Below are 19,309 nucleotides of genomic sequence, written 5' to 3' on the forward strand. Positions count from 1 at the left end.
CTCCGATGACTGTACTACCGTAACGCTACTCTTTGGAATATCTTGTAATCTCGTTGGAGCATTTTTTCGACGCGCTCGCTCCGTAGCTCACGATGTTCACTTCCAAAGGTGGGATTGCTCTCTATGCGGGCTGGCGTCCCGGCTCCGCAACAAAAAGGCGGTCATACGAGCGGGTAAGCCGGAATGGGCAAGGCCGAAGGCGGCGGCACCGCATTTGCCACATAACTACGCATCGCCACGTCCGTCATGAGCCAGCCCCAATTTATCAAGCGCGACTGCTCCTCTTCGGAAAAAGGGGCAAGACGCGTGCGCAGGCGCGCCAATCGCCGGATTGTGGCCGGCGCAACCTTAATCAGCTGTTGGGCCGGATAGGTATCGGGGTTACCATCGATGCCGCTGTACACGGGCACGCGACCTTCAGCGATGCATTGGGCGAACAGGTACCGCTTGCGCAAAGCCCGCGCCTGATCCGTCGCGATATCGAGCGCGCGCATCGCCTGCTTCGGCCACAGCGCGCTCGCGGTCTCCTCCATGCCGAATGGCGCGCCAGCATCACTTACAACGACCGGATTGAAGTCGTCGACCGTCTCAAGGCCGAGATTATCGTAGGTACCTCCATCCGTCAGCGAAAGCGTGCGATTATAGGCGGGATCGCCATAGTGGATCGCTCCGGGTCGCTTGACCCAACTCTTCGGATCGACCGTGACCAGCACAGGGGAGAGGACCGGCGGAAACGCGCTGGAGGCAGCCACTGCCACGGCAAGGCGAACATTGGGCTTGGCGATTTCACCAAGCGTATAGTCCGCAAGGCGAACCTTCTGCAATCTGACCACCCGCCCGGTTTGCAGATTTGTGGCGTTGAAGATGAATTGCGGGCTGTCCGGAAGATCTTGCAGTGTGACGCCTTTAAAAAGATCGTCGTAAGTCTCGGTCAGCACGTCACCGATGGATTTTCCAGGAAGTATCGCCCCCCAGCCGACCGCTGCAGTGTCGACCGACCGCCGACAAAACTCGCGCAACGGCCGGATTACCTCCTTATCGAGATTGGTGATGACATCCTTCTTCATCGTCAGTCGCGGCCATGCGGCGGCCAGCATGCCGCCAGCGATGGCGCCACCGGAGACGCTTGATATCCGGCTGAACTTTGTCAGAAAACCAAGTTCGTTGAGCCGCATGAAAGCACCACAGTGATAGAGCGTAGCTCTGAATCCACCGCCCGAAAGGGCAAGCGCCGGTGTGTTCCGGTCCACGGTCTCTGCAAAAGGTTTCGCGATTTTCGCCAAGTTCGTGCCCCCCCATCGCCGAGCCAACCTCGGTCATTTTGTTTTATCAAGATTGGCGCGACCATTCACTACCTGCTGGACACCTACTTTCCAAGAGAAGTCGGTGATCTCCGCGCAAATTACTTTGATGGACTGCATGCACCGGCCGAATCGCGATAGACATGATCGAGGCTTGGAGAAGGTGCTTGGAAACTCTCGTCGACGGGCTCGGTCAGTTACAACTGGATTTGCCTACAGCGCTGGGTGCTCTCGATCGGCGCCCGTCGATATGGCTCATATCGGCCTCGAGCGAAGATGCAACGGCGTTGAGGCGTTGGCTAAGCAGTGGGGAGAGCTCTCCCAGCAAGTCTTTTTTGTTCGTCGATCTCGATACGGGTGCGCCCGCGGTTTTCCCTGACGACCTCATCTTGTTGAAAACCGAGGATCGCGAATTGGCCGAGCTGATTGCTCCAGTCGGCTTGTTACGCGCGATCGGCTCGCGCGAGATCATCGATCGGACAGCCGAGATTTTTTCGTCGGAGCCCTGCATTTCACACGAGAAGCGTTCGCTCAGTCTCGGCCTTCTGCGCTTTTTCGGTAATAGAAAGCGAAATCGCCGACGCGGATGGTCGCGCAGCGCGATAGAAGAAACACTGGATAGTCTCCACTGCCGCAAGATTCTGGAAAACCCGCTTCTGGCCAGCAGGATCTGTGCTGACTTTCTCGATGACCCCGACCTTGCATTGAACTCTCCGTTGAGAGCGGTTGTCCAGCGTGTGCAGGCTGATGCACTGGCGATGGGGACGCCACTCAGCGCCGATTGGCGTTCAGCGCTAGCAATCTACGAAGATGTTAGTCGCGCTTTCCTGCAGACCGGCGCGGTGAGGCAATCTGTCATGAGTGACCGACGCCGAATGCAACTGGCAACAGCGTATTCGGGGCCTCAGCTTGAGCTTTTCAACAATATGCCCCCGCGGCACATCGATCGATCGCCTTCGTCAGGTTTTCATGTTCGCCGCTTCACAGGCATGCGGCTCAGCGTTGCGGGAAGTTGGGTGACCGGGCGACATGAACCAGGCCTTCTAAGGCATGTGCATGTTGCCAGTTTTCCCCTTCCCAATGACTTGATGATCCGATGGTTGGCCGGATTGGAATCCGATTCGAGAATGGTGTCGATGCTTCCCGTGACCGACCGCCCTGCAGGCATCACGAACGATCGCCATCTCGTGGAATTCGTCGTCGATACCGAACTTTCGACGAGAAGTGGGTTTGCTGGAACAAGCCCTCACCCTGCGCTTGACGATGGGGACTATTTTGACCTGGCGCCAGCCAGCGAAACATGCCGGGTCGAGCCCGCAGCGGTTCGAACGACACTCGGAAGGCCGGCGCGCTTCACCGTGCTGGGCGGGTCTCGCAGATCTCACCAAATTAATCTATTTGTCTTGACTCCTAATGCAGCCCCAACGAATATTTCCTTTCGATATAAAATCCCAAACAACCGAATATAGATTCCTGAGGGTTTATGACAGCCGGTGGTCTACAGAGTGCAGGGATAGGTGGCTCGCACGTTACATTCCAAAGATCGGGACAACGATGGATGTGGACGATAACTCCAGACAGCCACGGTGGATCTTCAGAATTTTTGAGCGCCGAAGACGACATGGTCGAAGCTGCTTGCCTTGCACTTAGCCTCCAACTTGACGACTTCTGCATTGTCGCTGCGGATTGGAATGGACACACTCTGGGAGAGCGGAGCGAATGTCTGGACGTTTTGAATAAGAGAGGTCGCGCCCTTACGAAAGCCTTGTTCGACGGGCGAGAAGACGAGTTCCTGGCCGAAATCAGGCTGCTGGGAATATCCGCTATCACTCAACTAATTCAGCCCGGTGGTAAGCTTCAGCGGCTCATTGACCTATGTGTCATGCGCGACGATGACGGTGAATTCTTTTTAGGCGAGCGTTATCTTTGCGTGCCTCGCGTGACCACCAGCAGCACCGAGCTATTGAATAGTATGTATCCTAGGGGGCGCCCCCCAGTTGCGCATCATAAAATCGGCTACGCCGAAGATGCCATGCTAGACAGTTCGTGCAAGTTGCACAAAACACCGTCGCGACCGGATATCGAGGAAATCTATGTCATTGGCGAGCTAGCGGGCGATATCAATTCGCTATCGGTTCTGGCCCCACTAGATCATAGTTTGATGGATGCAGATCGAGAAGAGCTGCTGAACTGGCTGACCGAGCGTCATAGTGTGCTTCATTTCAACTGCCGCATCGCCACACCAGAGGATCTTGACGGCAACCCTGGCCCTCCCCATCTGCGGGTGCGCGCTAATGCCTTCATTAGTGCATCGGAAATGAGTGGCCCTGACGAATTTGACTTTACCGGTTGCTTCGTATTCCTGAATGCGTGCGCATCTGCCTTTGGCAACCACAGTTACCGGTCGTCGCTTGCCCATTTCTTCCGGCGGCAGAAATCCCCATGCGTTGCATGCACGACGGGGCCAGTAGACGATGCTTTTGCCACGGTTTTCGCACGTGAGCTTTATAAACACTTGAAGGTTGGCAAGTTGAACATGTCCGCCGCATTCCAGGAAACGCGGCGCAACCTCACAGCCACCAGCGGTCATCCAATGGCGCTGCTGTATACCTATATCGGCCGCGACGCATACGCGCTGGCGTAATTTCGGCAGGGTGGGCACGGCTTCATCACAATATTTAAAAATCTATTGTCTGATTTTCCGGAGCATCGCCCTGACTTCGCCTGATAAATATCAATATTGTGCCCGCAAGTGAGATATGAACGCCAACCTTGGGTGGCGTTTCCAGAAGCACGAGAGTAAGCGCCCGCGCGACAGTGAGTGCCGAACTAGCGTTGCTGGAAAAGTTTGGCGTAGCAGCAACCCTCAGGAAACCGAGTTATGGAAATCATTCTTCTCGAACGCGTTTCCCGCCTCGGCCAGATGGGTGATACCGTCAAGGTCAAGGACGGCTTTGCCCGTAACTTCCTGCTGCCGCAGGGCAAGGCGCTGCGCGCCAACGAAGCCAACAAGAAGAAGTTCGAGGGTCAGCGAGCAGAGCTCGAAGCCCGCAACCTCAAGCGCAAGTCGGAAGCCACCCAGGTCGCCGAAAAGCTCGACGGCGAGAGCTTCATCGCCGTGCGTTCGGCAGGCGAGACCGGCCAGCTCTACGGTTCGGTGTCGACACGCGACATCGCCGACCTGCTGACGGCGGAAGGCTTCTCTATCAACCGCAACCAGATCCTGCTCAACCAGCCTATCAAGACCATTGGCGTCACCAACGTGGCGATCGCGCTGCATCCGGAAGTCGAGGTCACCGTCAGCCTCAACATCGCCCGCACGGCCGACGAAGCCGAGCGCCAGGCCAAGGGCGAGACGCTGACCACCGCCGAAGCCATCTATGGCGACGACATCAACGACAACGCCCGGCCGGAGTCCTTTTTCGACCCGGATGTCGAGTTCGGTTACGCCGAGGTAGTGGCAGATTTGGCAATGCAGAAATCGCGTTCCTCCTACCGCACCCAGCCTGCAGCGCCTGACGAAAGGGAATTCCCTGTTGGGAAGTCCCTGGAGGCAAAGCGCTCTTCTCGTCCTGCCGACCTCAGGAATGAGGAATTAGCAAACCAGCAATCAACCCCTGCTAGCATTGTAAAACGGTTGAGATCGAGTACGGTCAGTGACCGCGTTGATGGCATTCGGGAGGCCACCAAGTTTCTTCTTTCCTTGGAGGAAAGAGTTTCGATGGAAACAGGCAAGGCGCATGGGCTAGCTGAAGTCGACTGGTTCGAGACGTCAACAATTCCCGAGCGACTTTACGAAAAACTGTTCGCGACCGATCCCGATGAAGCGCGGGCGGCGGCCTATGCTCTCGTTGTGAGTGCCCCGGGGTATCGAGGCGCTCTCGATCCTGGCATATCACCAGATCGGCTGAATTCGAGCGAAGCGGATGATTTTCGATCGCGTCTCCTTCAGCTTCTTTCTGACATCGGGCTCCGATATGTATCGTATGTCGATGCCGAGGATACAGCACCCGCGGGGCTCGGAAAAAGAAAGTTTCGCGTCCTGGTGAAGGTCAGCAGAAAATTGCCTTTCAATATCGACGGTCGTGATCTTCTGCTGAAAGACGCCGAGAACGAGCCCCAGGGCAGCCTCTACATTTCAAGCCCTCTGGCGGAAGACCCTGGTGGACCAACCAAGATAGTTCCATCCACAGATCGGTCGGATCCGGGCACAATCGTAGAAGGCGAAGCCGATATCATCATCGCGCATGACAGGCTTCGAAATAAGACCGACATTCCCGTTACCGTGTTTTTCAATCATGCTGTCGAGACGATCGACGTGCCGATTGTCAGATAGCTCAGAGCGCGGGGCCGATCGGAAGGCCCGGCCGAACACTTCCTTGCATCAAAGGTGATGGCGTCCCGAGTTTCATCGGCATACCCGCCAAGGCATTGCCAGCTACCTGGCAATGCCTTGGCAGTTCAGTTCGCCGGGGCGATGCATCCAGAGGCTCATATGCATTACGATCGTATGCGTTGACTTCACCATTGTTCACGCATCTATATCCTCCCTCGCGGGGCAGCAGTACTAGTCCTCTTGAGAGTTGTGGACGGCAATCGGGGTTTGCCAAATGAGCCTGACTGGCAACGGTGTCATCTTGCACAACAGTGACACGCGTAGGCGGGAGCAAGGGCTCGTCTACATAGACCCCGGCCTCACGGACATTGCGGCGACACACACGCTTATTATCGGTGTTGGCGATTTTCCCGACACTGACGAAATGCAGACATTGTCGTCTACAACGGCGTCCGCGCGCGCTGTGGCTGACTGGTTCCTAGGCCCATTGGCACAATCATCAGCTCGGCCAGCGTTCAGAAATTCGTATCGCCCACTAGGCAGCCTAGCAGTCGTTTTATCCGAAAGGGATATTCCGCGACCGGCCTGCTCGACCTATGCAGGCGGATCGGTGCCTCGAGCGACCTTCGAAAATGCATCGCAGGCCGTCTGGGAATGGGTCGTTCGCCTCAACAGTCACGAGGAAAACCTCGCCGTGCTGCTCGTCTGTTCCCACGGTAAGAGCAATGGGCCGCGCACCGCCTTTATTCTGGAAGACTATGGCTCGAAGGTTCGCAACCGGACATTCGGCATGTCCGAGGTCGAGCAACTGGTGAGCGCTCTCCAAGTTGCACGCCCATTGGATCAGCTGTTGATCTTTGATTGCTGTCGGACAGAAGCCGACGGCGACCTTCCGTGGGACATTGGTTATGGAGAAAAGTTCATCCAGCCGAGGCCGCTACAAAACGACCACGGAAAGACCCGCCAGCAGTTCATTCTTAGGTCCACCGCACTCGGCGCCGTGGCATTGGGGCGGCCGGGCAAAACCAGTATCTTTATCGATGGACTGCTTCGTTCACTGAATGGAGTTGGCAGCGACCCGACGACGACGGACTGGCCTGTGCGACCCAGCACCCTCTATAGCGGCTTAGAGCGAATGCTCATACTCCATCGACTTCCCAACGAGGAGTTGCAGCTGGCGGAATCAAAGATCGTCCGTAATTTCGCCATACACTATCCGCGCAAAACCGCCGACGTGCCGGTCTTCGTCTCATTCAATGATCCAAGTGAATGGCCTCGATCGCGGATAAGCATGTTGGCGGGAAATGATTGGAGGAAGCGCCTGACCGGCAAGGAGCAACCATTGTTTGCTGAGGTTAGGATACCCAGGGGTGCGAGCCTCACTGCATCATCTCGGCGGGACGGAAGGCAAAACGGCGAAGCCCAGGCCGACATTTACCCGCCAGCCTTTTTCCTCGCGCTAGATGAGCCGGCTTTGCCTGCGCAGAACCTAAAACCCATGGGTCAACATCGAGGCACCTCCGGACGCGATGGTTCACCGGTAGCTGCCTTCGCGGTGTCGGTCGTTGGATCTGGGAGTGTCAAGAGCGGTGCAATCGTCACAGTATCCGCGCTCGACATTGAGGGTTGGCAAACTTCGATAAGCGTTGATATTTTGAGGAAACAGGGCGCCGAGCAGCCGCCGAGAATTAAGGTGCCATTTCACGGTGCATTTCGCATCGAGGTCCGCACACCAGTCGGTGTCACTTTGACCCGCATCGAACGGATTGAGCCTCGTGAAGTCAAGCACCTGGTTTTCGAAATCCCGCCGACATCTCATGATCGGCTCAATGAGCGACCGCGCGAATCCGGCACCGCTCAGAGTTGGCGGAGAGACGCCCCTATATCGGTAGAGACTGTCACTCTGGACGTCTCAGTCGGCAATCGAGCCGGATATATATCGGCGCCGATGCGGATTGGGTTAGGCATAGAGATATCACCGCCGCAGCATGAGCGTATCCGTCGCGTGAGCCTCACGGACCTGCGAGAAGTTGTCTGGAATGACGGCATTCAAGCCCCTCCCCGCATGGTCTTTCTAGCTCTGGAGACCAATGGGCGGCGTGAGGCGGCGGCTGTTCCCAGTCTCGGCGAAGCTGCCCTCATGCAGGCAAAACCTTGGTTTCCACATGTCGTGATCAACCTCGCGGCGCCACGCGATGCGTTCTTCTCGTCCGTCACAATCGGCCAGAATGACGTTCTCGGCATCGATGCGTCAGACTGGTCGGGGCTCCTCGGTTTTTTGGCGGTCAGAGATTTCGAATCCGCAGGCCTCATCCTTGGTTCCGGACACGGCCAGCTTGGTGACACTGCTGTCGACTCCGTGCGAATGAAGGGGACCAATCCTTTTGCCGCAGTCGCCGGGGCGCTGGTGCTTGTTGCCATGGGCGGAGACGCTCCATTGCGGCTTCGCAGCCGTGCGAGCGGCGACTGGTTGCGTAATCTCGCCGACTGGTTCCCATCAATCGCCGATGGACCTATCGTATTTGGGTGGCGCGTTCTCTCGACAGCGCGCAACAGGGAAGGTCGGATGGCGGCCTTGCCATATTTTCTAGAGGGACTAGCCCGCGGTGTGCCTGCATATTCCCTTTCCGTCGAATATCTGGCCCGCGGACTGGAAAGACTCGCCGTCGAAAACGCTGCGTTAGGTGAACAAGCAAAGGCAGCGCGTGCGTTAGCCAACCGGGTCGACCCGAGGCAAGCATTCACGGTGGTACGGTTGGACTGAGGAGGAAATAGTCCGGCCCGCCCGAGCCTTTGCATGAATTGAGTGCATCGCGGCGGCTCAAATCACGCTGTATCCACCCATACGTTATAACCTTACAGACGATCATCCACAGCAGGGCCGTGTCCAACCCGATGAGCTGTCGGACGAACTGCGGTTTCGTTCCGGGGCTATCCTATCGCTGCATCGGCACACAACGAACTGGTTGCACGGGGCGATGTCATCCGGTGGCTCTCGGCTCTCAGTTTTCCTGCGCCGTCAGACTGGTGAAGAACAAGATTGCGGCGACAACCCGGCACGCAATCTCGCGCCGATGCTGTCTAGGCGGAGGATCACCAACGCAACCTTGGGCCTAGTACTTGGCGCCAAAGCTGCATGGCAAGACCTTCGTCGTCATTCTCCTGCGCTTCGCGTGCCGTGCGTGCGTGCTTGGTCACCAAGTCCATAAAGTCGTTCCAGTCAGCACGAGACACCTTGGACAGTATGTCGGCGCCACGCACCGCCGGATCAGCCAGCTTTGGCCTTTGATATGGCCTGCCGCCATACGCCTTCGCTACGCTCGCGAGAAATTGGGCGAACGCTTCACCATAATGATACTCGTCAAAAGGAGCGTGCTCCGCGGTCAAGATCTCCAGCGCGAAGCCCTTGGGGCGCCTTGAACCAAAGTTCACGCGCCGCCACCATTTAATGAGCTTCACAAGGGGCTTAAATCTGCCTTGGAATTCTGCATTCATCGCCGCGCTCCATTCATTGTGAAAGAGCGGATCTGTCTGCCACCATTCCTCGTCTCTACGATCCGGTATTTTAAATCCGTGTCCAGAATGAATAAGGGGAACGACGTCGACATCTATGAGTGGCATTCGGATGCGTACCGACCGCCTATTCATTCGCTCCACGTTATAGTCGTCTTGAAGAACTCGCCTTAGTTTTTTCAAAATGTCGCGGGGATCGGCGCTAAATCCATAGGCAAGCTCGACGTATACATCGACATCTGGTCGGAACTGATCGCCTCCCACAGAGCTCGGGCGGATTGCCGTGTGTCGCGAATAGCTCCCGGCAAGGAAGTCGCGGTTCAGGCGCTTGGAAAAATCGGGATGAGCCCTGAGATGATTTCGTATCGAATAGTGCGCCTCGGAAGCCGACCGTATAACTCTTTGATTAGGCTCTATGTCACGCAGAAACTCCTCAAAACGGATGTTCGCCAACATATTGCATCCCCACTTTCATTCGCCCCGCACCAGGCAGTCAGTGCTTATTCAAAGATCACATCGACAAATCCCTTGCCCTCCCTGATCCGCTCGAAATCGGTGCGCAGCGGTTGCGCATCGCCGAACCAGTTGCGTTCATAGGTCTCGAAGTCAGCGGGGGCTCGCGGCCTGAAACGCTTGAGATCGTTCTTGTAGTTTCTGGTACCGCCAACTCGACGCGCGATCTCGGTCAGCAACAGTGCGCGAGGGATTGTCGGATACTTTCCGCGCTCGGTCGACACCACGGCCATCGCACTGGGCTGTTCTCCATCGGGTGGGACCGGAAGGATCGCGTTGAGTATGTCGCTTGCTTCAGTTTGCTTGCCTTTTCCCATGTCCCATGGGGTGCTGTTTTCACTGCCGTGATGGCCGATCTTGAGAAAGTCGACAGGCTTGGCGAGGAGCTTCTTGCGCTCATTCCACATCACGTTCCACGAGCCATTCATCTTGCCAGACTTGAAATCACCGTGCCATTCGGCGTCACCGACGAAGAGCAGGCGCTTCTTGTTCCACTCGATCAGCAACACCACGCTTGAATTGTTCTTCAGCTTGCCGTCCAGCTCGGCGAAGGCCAATGCTGCGGACTGCATGCGCCCGCGGAGTGCACGGAAAGCCGCCGGACTTATGTTCTGTGGATAGGGTAAACTTTCGGGCTTCCTGGACGTCTTTCCGGCACCTGGTTTATCAGCATTAAAAGCGGTTGCACCAATCACACCCCTCAAGGCCCGCTGAGCATCCGCACCCAGATAGAAATGGTCGAAGTCAGCTTCCGGCCCAAGAATGTGAAGCTTTGTCTTGAAGAGTTTGATGCCGTGCGTTTCGTTGGTTTGACCAGCATGCACATAGGTTGGCGCCTTTCCCTTGAGCAACGTCTTGCGCAGGGTCCGCATAGCGCCCGCATTGTTGATCTGGAAAACGGACAGTAGCTCACTGAGGCGGGGGCTGAGGTTCGGTCCAAGGGATGCCAGTCTTCTAACTGCTTTTTCGGCTACGCCTCTCAGCTTGCGTGCCTTCCCCGCCTGCGGGTGCCTGGGGTCCATTGCGCAATTCATCCAGACGGCGCCAACTTCGATGGCCTCGAACAACTTCGGGTCGAAGCCGGCTATGTGGTCCTTGTGCTCATGCGTGACAACGACGAGATCGAGCCGCTTCTTGCCACTGGCCGATGTCGGCAACTGTGTGGCCAAGTGCACCATCGCCGCTGACAGCAACTTTTCTTCACTCCAGGTCCCGCAGTCGATCAGCATATGGAAAGCGTCTTCGTGCCTATCCGTCTGGCCAGGTATTCGCACGTAGATACAATCGCCAAGACCGACATCGTAAAGCCGGATCAGGAGCTCATTTGCCATCTGAGTCCTCCCAGACTGGTTTCATCATGGTCATGAATGTGAAAGTGCGGCGAAAGCTCAAAGGTAACTGAGCCGCCACCTTGGCGAGCGATCAGAGGCGGCGTCAGGTTGCCGGCGATGCCGTCAGGACCGGCCAGTTCCTCCCCGACCATGCCTTCCTCGATGCGCCGGGCAAGCGCTTCGAGGTAATCGCGTTTTCGCTCTTTGCCCCTCTCGACTTCGGCCAAAGCCTGCTCCTCCGTACCGAACAGTGTCTTGCCTCTGGCTCGCTTGTCCTTAGCTAGGACCGCGGTGGCTGACGGTCCGCTGCCCGGCTTTCGAACCCAGTAAAGCAGGCTGCCATTTACGTCCAAGACCATCGTCCCGCCACACAGCAGACTGGTGATCTTTCCATTGAAAGCGCCGAAGCGGCTGCCGCGAAGAACCAGTTCTTCGCGCCATAGATACTGAAGAATGATCTGCTTGGGCTGGAAGAGGCCACTGCCGACCATTTTCTCCGAAGTGAAAACCTCATCCACTATGAGATCGACATGATCCGGGATGAACAGCTTGTCGCGGTTGTCGTCCAGATATCGGTATGCCTCGGCGCGCGAGCTTCCTATCAACTCAGGGTCGTGCGAAATTGTGCCTGGCATGCGATCATACAAGGGAGCAGGCGTCAGCAGTTCAGTGCTCTCCTGCGCAGTCATGATCTCGCGATCGCCGAATATCCCCGCGATCATCGCGCGATACTGTTTGGGATCGGTCGGATCCGCGATAGCGAGATTGCGCAAAACGGCGCGCGCATAGTCATTGAAACTCACCTCCACGGGAGGCAGAAGATCAAGTGCCTGGATTGCAATTACCTGCATCCTCGCGGCGGCATATTGCAGGGACTGCAACGGGCTGTGAGTCTTTCCATTGCTTCGCTCGCGCTTGAGATATTGCTCGGTGAGCGCTACGAAGATGTCGAACATCGCACCCGTCATCACTTGCGAGAGCGTGTGTGGTTCGATCTCATTCTTGAATTTGCCAAGCCGGTACCGGTTGGCCGCGCTCCGAAGGTAGGGTTGCCGCGACACGGCATTGCCGAATTCGGCCGCCACGGCTGCGAGCAGATCCTCGCCCGATTTCGTCCTCAGGTCGCCGTCTGTCCTTGCTGCGAGTTCTCCGCGGAATGAACTGTTGCGCAACGTCATCAAAATCGCGGTCAGGTCGCCCAGAAACTCATGGAATGCGCCGGTCTGCGGCGAAACCGCTTCCAGATAGTAGGGTCGGATTGCGTCCAGCAGCGCATGCCCGAACTCGTGATTGACGATATCGCTCGACAGGCAAGTGTGGATTCGATGGCCATCCTCGTCGTCAAAATAGTAGAATTGCAACGACTTGCTTTCGCGGTCGTAGTAGGCGTTCGCGCCGTATCCGGCATTTGGCGTCACCAGGAGCCGACTGCCTTCAAATGCCCATGAGACGCGCCGGCCAAGCCCGCTTGGGCTTTCAAAGAAATCCAGCGTGTTCTGCAAAATTGCCCATGTACTCACCTGACGGAAATGGGCTGTCTCCTTCTGTGTCCGGTCTATCTTCCGGCCGTCAGGGTCCAGAAAGGCCTTCTCCTTGCGGCTCCATTCTGCCGGCTTTTCCAGCCTGTTTGTCGTGCTGTCATAGTCGACAACCGCGAATCTTGCGCTTGTCGGCCCGGCCCCGATCCGTGGCTCCCAAGGTACATAGAAGTCGCCATCAATCTCCACGCCCGGATTGTTCTTGGCGATCAGAGGATCTTTGTAGTACGTATCGAAGCGTATCCTTAGACCGAGCTTCTTCTGTGTCGCGACGTCCAGGAACCGGCGAGACGAATACACATTCTGGGTCTCGTCGGCAGAAAGGCTCGCCGCCACGACAGCTTTTCTTTTTCTGGCGGGAACAGTCTTCTTCGCCAACGTCCACCCCACTTTTACGCACGAAGCTCAGCTATACGGTGATCGCCAAAGCAAGTCGCGCGTCACAAGCGCCCAGTTTTGTATTCCCCGTTGCCAGCATTGCGCAGGGAAAGGAAAAACTCAAGTCTTGCAACGGGCATATTCAGCAATAAAAGCACAAGAGTTTTGCGTCCACCGCCACGTCGATAGATACCTGTCTTTCTTGAATGATTTTCTGGCCTTGCTGTCCGTCATCGAACGGGTTTGAATTCGACGACGCTCCCGAAAGCCGCACAGCCCATCGATATCACATGAGATTCAAACTCTCGCGGGTTTGCTGTACGGGAATTGAGAAAAAACCGCCCTTATTGCCGGCACGAGCAGGGCAGCACATCGGGTTTCGCACTCTTTGGTGGCGAGAGCATTTGAGGAATGAATATAGATGTCGAACGTAATTCCTGCTGAGGACGCAATTCGGACCGCACTGGCAACGGCACATGAGTTTGGAGAGCTGACTTCCTCAATTAGTGCGATCAACTCGGTTCGTGTGCCGGACGAATGGTGGACGGGGACACGCCGAATATTGATGATTGGCCAGGAGACCGGCGGCGAGACCCGAACGCTGCAGTGGATGATTGACGCCACAGACGGGATTGCGGACGTCGTTGAAAGCTATGAGACCTTCGACTTCGCCGAGAATACGTCGGTGCGGAATAGCCCATTCTGGCGAGCCCATCGGCTCTTGGCGAGCGAACTTGAGGACGGGGTATATCGCAAGGTGATGTGGACAAACCTTGTCGAAGTACAGTCGCTGAATGGAGTGGGTGGCGGGATACATAACGTGCCGGAGCCGTACCGCTCCAAGGTCATAGAGTGGCAGGCGCCGGTGGTCAAAGCAGAGTTCAAGAATCTAGCGCCTCAAGCTGCCATTTTCTTCACCGGCCCGGTCTATGACTGGATCCTCGAAACGGTATTTCCTGGCGTGCGGCTGGCCGCAATCGAATCCACCGGCCACCCCGTTAGAACTCTTGCGCGACTCTCACACCCCCAACTCCCGGAACGGTCATTCAGGACCTATCACCCCGGGTTTCTTCAGCGCCAGAAGATGTGGAACGTGGTCGACGATGTGATTGGTCTGCTGAAATAATCTGACATGCGCAGCGACGAGCTCCTGCGTTAGCTAGCGTATTTGCTCCAGCGGAGATCGCGTGCTCGCCGGACACCCGCGAACGCTTCACGTTGGCCTATCCACTGTATTGAGCGAACGCTCATCAGCACGCGATAGTACTCCTTTGCGCATCAACTCGCCCGCATCAAGAAAAATAATGATGCTCTTTTAAAGCATCGGCGCAGTAACCATATTCTGGCGACGGCTGGCGTAGGGATGCCGGTCACTGATAACGGGACGCTCTCTAATGTCGAATGCTGTCGAGCCGCGCTGGCACGGGGACAACTACCAGTCACGCTTTTTCTGGATCCACGCCGCATCTCTTTTGGACGCCGAACGTCCTGAGATCGTCGAGGTCACGTTCGAAGCCGATGGTCCCAAAGCCTTCGATGACGTTGTCGTTCGCTACGAGCCCGGCCGGCCGAGCGCAACGGGACCGGGCCGCATCACCGTCGACTATCACCAGATCAAATGGCACGTGGACCGGAGCGGTCGCTTTGGCTTCGAGGATCTTGCGCTTCCGAAGTTTATCGGTGCCGAGACGACGTCGATTCTGGAACGACTGAAGCAGGCCAAGGACAAGGCGCCGAAGGGGGCTGCATTCCATCTCATTACCACCGATAAGCTGAAGGACACCGACCCTCTGAACGACCTCGTTTCACCCATTGACGGATCGCTGCGGCTGCAGGTTCTCAAGGAGGGCAAGACAGATCGGAGCCGGATGGGCAACGTCCGCAGACATTGGCGCGAGCATCTGCGCCTTGGCAGCGACGAGGAACTCTTCGCCGTCATCGATGGCCTTCACATCAAGGACAACCATCACGATCTGGAGTATCTGCGAAAGCTGGTTAGCCTGAACTTCCGCCTGGTCGGCCTTGTCGGTGCAGAGGATACGACTGCCTTTCAGTATGATGAAGCGGCGAAGCAGTTGAAGATCAAAAACCTCAACCGATTCGACCGTGCCGGCTTTGAGGACTGGTGTCGGAAGGAGAACTGGTTTCTCTCGAAGAAGCCTGCCTCGCGCCGCAGCGTCGCGATCCGCACGTTTGACCCTGGAGCCACTCCTGCCGACATGCTGCAGGCCCTGCCAGATTGCACGATGACCCTTACCGACAACTTCCACGGGCGTCATCTTCGCGATGGCGTGGCGTGGGCCGACCTCAAGCAGCCGATTACCGACTTTCTCAAGCGAATGCTGGGAGATCGGCCCGATATGCGTCTCTTCCTGGACGCGCATGCCTCCGTGGCCTTCCTGGCCGGCGCAACGCTCGGTTTCAAGACGGGCGCGGATGTTGAGATCGTGCAGAAGGGCATGAACAATCCCGGCCAGGTCTGGAACGCCAAAGATGGGATGGACGGTCCTAAGCCACAGATTCACATTGGGCCCGTTGGAGACAGCAAGGACGTAGCGGTATCGATAGGCCTTGCGCGAGATCCTATTCAGCAAGTTCGCGAATATGTTGCGGGTGGGCTTCCCGAGGTAGGATCGATCATGCACGTCGTTCCCGACGGCGGCGTCGGCCAAGACGCCATTAAGGGCGGCACCCACGCGGCGACGATCGCGACGGCCATTGCCGCGGCCATTTCTGCTATCCGCAAGCCCGGCGCGACTATCCACATCTTCGTATCTGGGCCGAACGCCTTCTCATTCCTGCTGGGACAGCAGGCGGAGTCGATGGGGCGCTGCATCCCCTACGAGTTCGACTTCAGTAGCCACGTCAACGGCAGCTACCAACCCACCTTCAGCATTTAAGGAATCACATGGAGCTTCGCCCGCAATTCGATGCCTTTTTACGCGACATCCGCCCCAGCGAGCGGAATAAAGAGGAGTGGAAGCGAGGTTCGAATACCCTGCGTGCGCGCCTTCGAGCCGATCTGGACCTGTCGCCGCTCATCACCTCGACGTTCCTACAGGGAAGCGTCAGGCGTTCGACAGCAGTACGACCTACGGGCGGCAAGCGCTCGGACGTCGACGTGGTGATTGTCACGACCATAGACCATAACGTCGAGACGCCGTCGGTCGCGATGAAGCGGTTCGAACCATTTCTGAACCGACACTACGAGGGCAAGTGGGTCCAGCAGGATCGCTCGTTTGGTATCGAGATGTCATATGTTGATCTCGATCTTGTGGTGACAAGCCTTCCCGCAGAGCCGGATGCGCGAGCTGAACTATCCGCTCTCTATCGCAGCCAGGCCGTCGAGACCGACGAATCGATAGAAGAAGCCAACGACTGGGTCGTCAACAAGAGTTGGGATCCGACGCGATACTTAGAAACGGCGACGATGTTGACTGAAGATACCGCGTCTGGATGGCGCGAAGACCCACTCATGCTCCCCGACCGCCCGATCAAGGAATGGGGTCCTACCCATCCGTTGGCGCAGATCCAGTGGGCAGCCAACAAAAATCGGCGGTGCAACGGCCATTTCGTGAACGTTGTCCGCGCCATAAAGTGGTGGCGGCACGAACATACCGAAGAGTTGCCAAAATACCCCAAAGGTTATCCGCTCGAGCACATGATAGGATACGTGTTGCCCGACAACATTTCATGCGTGGCGGAAGGGGTGGTCAAGGCGCTCGAAGGCATCCGCGACGTGTTCGCGTCCTATGCGGCAGCAGGCATCGTCCCAAACCTCCCAGATCACGGCGTGCCGAGCCACAACGTTCTGAAGCGTCTCACCGCAGCCGATTTCATCGCCTTCCATACCGAGGCGTCGAAAGCGGCAGGTCTCGCACGCCGCGCACTCGACGAAGACGACAAGGACGTGAGCGGTGCACTGTGGCAGGACCTGCTTGGCAAGTGCTTCCCGCTTCCAGGCCCCGGCGGCGGCGATCGCGGCTTCAGCAAGCCGGTCGCACCGGCAATTCCGCGACAGTCGGACCGCTTCGCCTAGGGATGAGGACACCGCATGATCTGGCGGCGGCCATCACATCGCTCCCGCCGGATTCCCGCCTCGATCTAATTGGGAGTTGGGTCGACCGATCGGAAGGCCTCTGGTCGTTCCGGTTCCGGGCACGTCTGTCGGTAAAGCCCAGCGAGTACATGCCGTATTGGAGCGGGTGGCACCTGGTCGTCAGCGGCGATCCGATCGATCGTGACATCCGCATCTATCCAGATGCAGGTGACGGAATTGTCGCTACCTTCCCTCATCAGGATTTTAACGGCGATCGTGTCGAGGGTCGACCTTGGCGGACGGGTAAACCTTGCTTGGAGCGGCCTGCATCAGTTTTCCAACGCGACGGCTGGGCAGGTGAACCGCACGATATCACTGAGCGCTTGGTATGGCACATCAGTCGGCTCCTTGTTTGGATTGATGCAGCGGCGCAGAGCCAGCTCATGATCGATGGGGATCCGCTCGAGCTGCCGATGTATCCGATCGTCGATATCTCAAGCATCTTGGGCTTTCGCGAGACAGCGGAAGACCTCAACTGGTTTGTAGGCTCCGGCCAGGACTGGGGCTTCGCCACGATCTCAGAAATCCCGGGCGCTCGCGCCAGTGCGGTCGTGTCCGACTTCATGGATCCGCAGCTACGCAGCATCAGGAGAATACCCTGGAGTACAGCCATCCCGACCCATGCCAACCGGGCGGACGCCGTGTGGCTTGTCCTTCCCGCTCTTACCGTGTTCGAGCCCTGGCGCACGGCGGCAACTTGGGAAGAACTGACGGCGCTATGTGCTGATGCCTCGGTCGATCTCCCCGCAATCCTTTCCAACGCTGGATCTCGCCTACGCCGTATCCAGCGCCGTAAGCATGCATCGCCCGTCCTCCTACTTATAGGCTTTCCACTCGAGGAGACGTTCGGCGGCCCGTCGCAGCGCTTTCACTGGGTCTGTGTTCGAAATATGCATCTGTGTACCCGCAACGACGTGCGGCGAGGTTTTTCCGGCACCGCTGCCGCGCGACGCGCATGGGATGTCGAGCTCGCTAAATCTCACCGTGCTCTGGAATGGCAGCGCACCGCGAACTGGGCTCCGGACCAGCTCCGTAAGCGCGGCGAAGCCGAGGATGAAGTGCGCACAAAGTCGGTACTAATCCTCGGCTGCGGGACGCTCGGCGCTTCTGTCGCCGAGAACCTCCTTCGGATGGGGGTCACGCGAATGGGCCTGCTCGACTATGACACGGTGCATGTCGAGAACCTGAGTCGCCACGTTCTCACTATGACAGACGCCGGACACAGTAAGGTCGTCCGTCTGGCCAAGCGGCTGAATATGGCAGCGCCCGACTCTGCCGTAGTCGCCCTTCCATTCAGCTTTCCGCCAGCCAAGCCGGCCGACGCCGGACGATTGACCGAGTGGGATGTCATCGTGGATTGCACCGCTTCCGATGCGGTGTTGCGAGACATGGCAGCGTTTTCCTGGAAGACCGAACGCACCTTCGTAAGCCTGGCGATGACTTGGCTCGCGAAGGGCCTGTTTGCCTACACCGCATCAGAAACTGGTTTTCCCGCCATTGACGCAATGGAACGATTCGCGGCGGCATCCCCAACTCCTGATACCGCGGTCGTTGGGGCGATGGAAGGTATAGGCTGTTGGCATCCTGTTTTCCCGGCCACCGCTGACGACGTCAATTTATGGGCAGCTATCGGCTCGAAGTTCGTCCGGCGCGCGATACTGGAGCGGAAAAAGACTGCTTCGCTGTACCTACAGAAAGAGGACGGTAGCATTGATCGACTGGACGCCTGACCCGATGGAGTTCACCGAGGGCGGACCCGCTGGGGCGTCAATCTGGCTGTCCTCCCGGGCCATTGCAGGCATGGTTGAAGCGGCAGTGAAGGCCGGCCGCTGCGAGACCGGCGGGATCCTCATCGGGTGCTACGGCGCAGACAGGTGGAATGCCGATATTGTGGAGGCCACTCCAAGGCCGAGGGGCTCGCTATCAGGATGGTTCTGGTTCCAGCGGTCCAAACACGGACTGGCCAGCCTTCTCGAAGATCGGTGGCGTTTGGGGTTCCATTATCTGGGCGAATGGCACTTCCACCCAGGCGGGGCGCCTACCCCGAGCGGCCCTGACATTCGAGCAATGCGTCGTATAGCGAGCGACGAGGTCTACCGGTGCCCATCACCGATTCTGGTCATTCTCGGCGGACAGCCAAAGACGCGCTGGTCGATCTCGGCGACGCTTTTCCGCGACGGCCATGACATTAGCTTGGAGGGCAAACCTGTCGGCTGAGCGACGCGCATTGTGGGCCTTCGACCGCTTCATGCGCTCTTTCGGGAGCGTCCAGACCGCACCTTCGAAGTCAACCTCGCCCC

Annotated in this window: 12 protein-coding genes and 1 pseudogene; 9 read left to right on the forward strand and 4 right to left on the reverse strand. The window is 57.5% G+C overall.

What is annotated here, in order from left to right:
• Positions 1 to 161: 161 nt before the first annotated feature.
• Complete coding sequence (locus LB564_RS05015; RefSeq protein ID WP_224535513.1) at positions 162 to 1,283, reverse strand: patatin-like phospholipase family protein; 1,122 nt, start codon at positions 1,281 to 1,283, stop codon at positions 162 to 164.
• A 185-nt stretch (positions 1,284 to 1,468) separates the two neighbouring features.
• Here LB564_RS05015 and LB564_RS05020 point away from each other — a divergent pair, with 185 nt between their 5' ends.
• The 4 genes and pseudogenes from LB564_RS05020 to LB564_RS05035 all read left to right on the forward strand — a co-directional run bounded on the left by LB564_RS05020 (position 1,469) and on the right by LB564_RS05035 (position 8,401).
• Positions 1,469 to 2,770, forward strand: a complete 1,302-nt coding sequence (locus LB564_RS05020) for a hypothetical protein (RefSeq protein WP_224535515.1) — start codon at positions 1,469 to 1,471, stop codon at positions 2,768 to 2,770.
• Positions 2,771 to 2,859: 89 nt separating this feature from the next.
• Positions 2,860 to 3,945: a CHAT domain-containing protein gene (locus LB564_RS05025; protein WP_224535517.1), complete on the forward strand. Its 1,086-nt coding sequence runs from the start codon at positions 2,860 to 2,862 to the stop codon at positions 3,943 to 3,945.
• A gap of 237 nt (positions 3,946 to 4,182) precedes the next feature.
• A pseudogene (gene rplI / locus LB564_RS05030) lies at positions 4,183 to 4,743 on the forward strand (50S ribosomal protein L9); the annotation flags it as partial.
• A gap of 1,168 nt (positions 4,744 to 5,911) precedes the next feature.
• On the forward strand, positions 5,912 to 8,401 hold the full coding sequence (locus LB564_RS05035) for a caspase family protein (protein ID WP_224535519.1): 2,490 nt from the start codon (positions 5,912 to 5,914) through the stop codon (positions 8,399 to 8,401).
• Positions 8,402 to 8,730: 329 nt separating this feature from the next.
• Here the strand turns inward: LB564_RS05035 and LB564_RS05040 are convergent, their stop codons facing one another.
• The 3 genes from LB564_RS05040 to LB564_RS05050 are packed head-to-tail and all read right to left on the reverse strand — an operon-like array spanning position 8,731 to position 12,910.
• The gene (locus tag LB564_RS05040) at positions 8,731 to 9,606 is read right to left on the reverse strand and encodes an SMODS domain-containing nucleotidyltransferase (RefSeq protein WP_224535521.1); all 876 of its coding nucleotides are present in this window, start codon (positions 9,604 to 9,606) and stop codon (positions 8,731 to 8,733) included.
• 44 nt (positions 9,607 to 9,650) lie between these two features.
• Positions 9,651 to 10,994, reverse strand: coding sequence for a ComEC/Rec2 family competence protein (locus LB564_RS05045; RefSeq protein WP_224535523.1), 1,344 nt, complete (start codon positions 10,992 to 10,994; stop codon positions 9,651 to 9,653).
• Complete coding sequence (locus tag LB564_RS05050; RefSeq protein WP_224535525.1) at positions 10,976 to 12,910, reverse strand: serine protease; 1,935 nt, start codon at positions 12,908 to 12,910, stop codon at positions 10,976 to 10,978. Before LB564_RS05050 ends, LB564_RS05045 begins: the two co-directional genes overlap by 19 nt.
• 421 nt (positions 12,911 to 13,331) lie before the next feature.
• Between LB564_RS05050 and LB564_RS05055 the strand changes: the two genes are divergently transcribed.
• The 5 genes from LB564_RS05055 (at position 13,332) to LB564_RS05075 (ending at position 19,226) form a co-directional block, all read left to right on the forward strand.
• Positions 13,332 to 14,036, forward strand: coding sequence for a hypothetical protein (locus tag LB564_RS05055; protein ID WP_224535527.1), 705 nt, complete (start codon positions 13,332 to 13,334; stop codon positions 14,034 to 14,036).
• A 268-nt stretch (positions 14,037 to 14,304) separates the two neighbouring features.
• Positions 14,305 to 15,810 carry an SAVED domain-containing protein gene (locus tag LB564_RS05060; protein WP_224535529.1) on the forward strand — a complete coding sequence of 502 codons (1,506 nt, stop codon included), beginning with the start codon at positions 14,305 to 14,307 and terminating at the stop codon, positions 15,808 to 15,810.
• A gap of 8 nt (positions 15,811 to 15,818) precedes the next feature.
• A complete protein-coding gene (locus LB564_RS05065) occupies positions 15,819 to 16,949 on the forward strand; it encodes an SMODS domain-containing nucleotidyltransferase (protein ID WP_224535532.1) in 1,131 nt (376 codons plus the stop codon).
• A gap of 2 nt (positions 16,950 to 16,951) precedes the next feature.
• Positions 16,952 to 18,739, forward strand: coding sequence for a ThiF family adenylyltransferase (locus LB564_RS05070; RefSeq protein ID WP_224535533.1), 1,788 nt, complete (start codon positions 16,952 to 16,954; stop codon positions 18,737 to 18,739).
• Positions 18,720 to 19,226 (forward strand): Mov34/MPN/PAD-1 family protein, encoded by a 507-nt coding sequence (locus tag LB564_RS05075; protein ID WP_224535535.1) that lies wholly within the window; start codon positions 18,720 to 18,722, stop codon positions 19,224 to 19,226. Before LB564_RS05070 ends, LB564_RS05075 begins: the two co-directional genes overlap by 20 nt.
• Positions 19,227 to 19,309: the final 83 nt, after the last annotated feature.

Origin of the sequence: Mesorhizobium sp. ES1-6, assembly GCF_020164775.1 — a bacterium.
Lineage (GTDB): Bacteria > Pseudomonadota > Alphaproteobacteria > Rhizobiales > Rhizobiaceae > Mesorhizobium.

Coding starts and splice junctions, on each gene's coding strand:
- LB564_RS05055 (WP_224535527.1), top strand. CDS start 13,332: ATGTCGAACGTAATTCCTGCTGAGGACGCAATTCGGACCGCACTGGCA.
- LB564_RS05025 (WP_224535517.1), top strand. CDS start 2,860: ATGTGGACGATAACTCCAGACAGCCACGGTGGATCTTCAGAATTTTTG.
- LB564_RS05045 (WP_224535523.1), bottom strand. CDS start 10,994: ATGGCAAATGAGCTCCTGATCCGGCTTTACGATGTCGGTCTTGGCGAT.
- LB564_RS05040 (WP_224535521.1), bottom strand. CDS start 9,606: ATGTTGGCGAACATCCGTTTTGAGGAGTTTCTGCGTGACATAGAGCCT.
- LB564_RS05070 (WP_224535533.1), top strand. CDS start 16,952: ATGAGGACACCGCATGATCTGGCGGCGGCCATCACATCGCTCCCGCCG.
- LB564_RS05060 (WP_224535529.1), top strand. CDS start 14,305: ATGTCGAATGCTGTCGAGCCGCGCTGGCACGGGGACAACTACCAGTCA.
- LB564_RS05065 (WP_224535532.1), top strand. CDS start 15,819: ATGGAGCTTCGCCCGCAATTCGATGCCTTTTTACGCGACATCCGCCCC.
- LB564_RS05035 (WP_224535519.1), top strand. CDS start 5,912: ATGAGCCTGACTGGCAACGGTGTCATCTTGCACAACAGTGACACGCGT.